Origin of the sequence: Methanocalculus sp. (genome assembly GCF_029762515.1) — an archaeon.
GTDB lineage: Archaea > Halobacteriota > Methanomicrobia > Methanomicrobiales > Methanocorpusculaceae > Methanocalculus.
The window spans coordinates 1-2,468 of the sequence record NZ_JARVGN010000348.1 but is presented as its reverse complement, the minus strand read 5'-3'; the positions used below and the strand labels follow the sequence as shown (position 1 = coordinate 2,468).

Here is a 2,468-nt window from a genome sequence, read left to right as displayed (position 1 = left end):
ACGACTGCTGTGGTGGTTCCGTCACCGACTTCGTCATCCTGGGTCTTTGCGATCTCGACCATCATCTTGGCAGCGGGGTGCTCGATATCCATCTCTTTGAGGATGGTGACACCGTCATTGGTTATGACGACATCGCCGATGGTATCGACGAGCATCTTGTCCATGCCTTTTGGCCCGAGGGTTGTCCGGACGGCTGATGCCACTGCTTTTGCAGCTGCAATGTTCATACCCTGTGCATCGCGTCCCCGTGTCCGGGAACTGCCTTCTTTTAGAATGAGAATCGGTTGTCCTCCAAGTTGTGCTGACATGTAATATCACCAGTGTTTGTTGATAAAGTTGCTTTGTAGTTCTATATAAAGATTATTCAGGTATCAGATTGATGAGATCCGATCCCTCTTCCAGAGAATAAAGCTTTTCTTCCCCGATAACAAGAGTTTTTCCAATTTTTTTCTCTTTATCATAGTCAGAGAGAATGCAGAGGGATCGGGCATGGGCAATCTGGGAGAGGTTCCCGATGAGTGCCGCGCGCTTGACGGTTTTCTGTGCCGTACCAAAACAGGCAAATATTGTGTTTTTCTCGAAGAGGGCAACAAGCTGGAACGGAGCACGCCTGAATGGATGAAGTTCAAGACCCATCTCTTTCAGGTGGCCGGCGGGCGAGGCTGCCTCGATCTCATTCTGATAGATGCTCTCCTGAAGGTCATGTGGACGGTCGATGAAGAGGTCGATCGGCTGGACGATCGCTTCGTCAAAGAGTTCCTCGAGTTTCAATGCCATTTCAAGCGTTGTTCCCATACCGCTTTCGTATTTGCTGATGGTTCGCCGGGATACGCCGAGAATATGTGCAAGATCTCCAAGCGAGAGGTTTTGCCGCTCTCTCATCTCGCGGAGGCGTATCCCGTCGATGCCGACATACAGGCCGCCGGGCGAGGCATAGACAAGAGGGGGAACTCCTTCAACAAGGTAATCATAGAGGGTTGATGGTGCGACTGCAAAGAGGCCGTACCTGAGATAGACTGCACTCCGTTCCAGTGGTGCATCCCGTGCCCTCTCCCCGATGATGATAGGAACAGCCCTGAGGTGGTGTCCCATCGCCTCGAGATCGAATGCGATCTCTTCTGAGACCGAGTCGATCTGGGAGACGATCTTGATGATCACAAGTCCCTTTTTACCTGAAGCGAGCAGGTCAAAGCTCCGTGGTCTGAGGAGGCAACGCTCAGAGACATCATACCCTGCGGTAAGAAGAATACTAATCACCGTCTGGATGAGCCGCTCCTGTACCATCTGTTCTACAACCTACATGGTGAATCTAGGATAATAAAGGATCTGACGATGTCCCTTATGGGCTGGGAGAGCAGATCTATAGATATGTGGATCGGTATCGATGATACAGACTCTCCTCAAGGTATGTGTACCACCTATCTCGGGGCTCTCCTTGCCCGGCGCCTTGAGGAGTCCGGGATGGAGATCCGATCCCTCCGGCTCGTCAGGCTGAACCCGAATATCATCTGGAAGACGCGTGGAAATGCTGCCATTGCCATCGAAGCTGAGGGTGACCCGGACTCTGCCTTTTCGATCGCAACTGATCTCATCGAAGAGCTTGCCGATCTCTCCTGCGAGAAGACGAATCCCGGTCTTGTCGTCTGTGGGGAGATCCGCCCTCCCGCTACTTTTGCAGAAGAGGCGATCACTGGTTTCTGTACAATTGAAGGCGCAATTGCAGCCTGTGGGGATGCCGGGGCACGATACAGGCTCTGGAAGAATGGACGAGGGATCATCGGAGCTGTCGCTGCGGTGGCAGCGGAGTTCTCAGATGCCACATCCGAGTATCTCGTCTATCGTGATGTGAATCTCCATACGAGCACCCGGTTTGTTGATCCGGTGAGCCTCAGGCTCGCAGAGGAGATGACGTATCCCGGGACATGGGATACCTGTGATCCTGGGAATAATCTGATCGTCTGTGTTCCGCACACCCCGGATCCGGTCCTCTATGGGATCAGGGGGAATGACCCGGTCTGGATCTCTCTGGCGAGGAATCTGGTCATCTCCGAGGCTCCGGTACTTGAGGCGATCTTTGAGACGAATCAGGGAACCGATGCCCATCTGCTTCGTGGATCGGTTGGAACCCTTGAAAAGGGGAGATCCTATTCTGTTCCCGGCATTGTTGCATCCCCTCCCAAAACAGGGATCGGCGGCCATGTCTCTCTTGAGATTACTGATGGCAAAGATCATCTCACCTGCATGGCATATGAGCCGACAAAGGGGTTCCGCGATAGTATCCGGGCGCTTGCACCGGGAGATCGTGTGTATGTCTGTGGCAGTTACAAGAAGAGATCCCTGAATATTGAGAAGATCCAGGTTATCTCTGCACCCCCTATACGGGTTGCAGATGCCCCCCTCTGCGAGTCCTGCGGCAAAAAAATGACCTCGGCCGGGAAAGATAAAGGGTATAAATGCCGGGTATGCGG

General features: G+C 53.0%; 3 protein-coding genes. 1 reads left to right on the top strand and 2 read right to left on the bottom strand.

What is annotated here, in order from left to right:
* Nucleotides 1-308, bottom strand: a 308-nt coding sequence (locus QCH34_RS10720; RefSeq protein WP_300333972.1) for a TCP-1/cpn60 chaperonin family protein, incomplete at its 3' end; no start/stop codon positions are given.
* Between the two features lie 52 nt (nucleotides 309-360).
* Nucleotides 361-1,284 (bottom strand): transcriptional regulator, encoded by a 924-nt coding sequence (locus QCH34_RS10715; RefSeq protein WP_300333970.1) that lies wholly within the window; start codon nucleotides 1,282-1,284, stop codon nucleotides 361-363.
* 84 nt (nucleotides 1,285-1,368) lie between these two features.
* On the opposite strand from QCH34_RS10715, the gene QCH34_RS10710 reads away from it, so the two are divergent.
* On the top strand, nucleotides 1,369-2,468 hold a 1,100-nt coding region (locus tag QCH34_RS10710), incomplete at its 3' end, for a tRNA(Ile)(2)-agmatinylcytidine synthase (protein WP_300333968.1).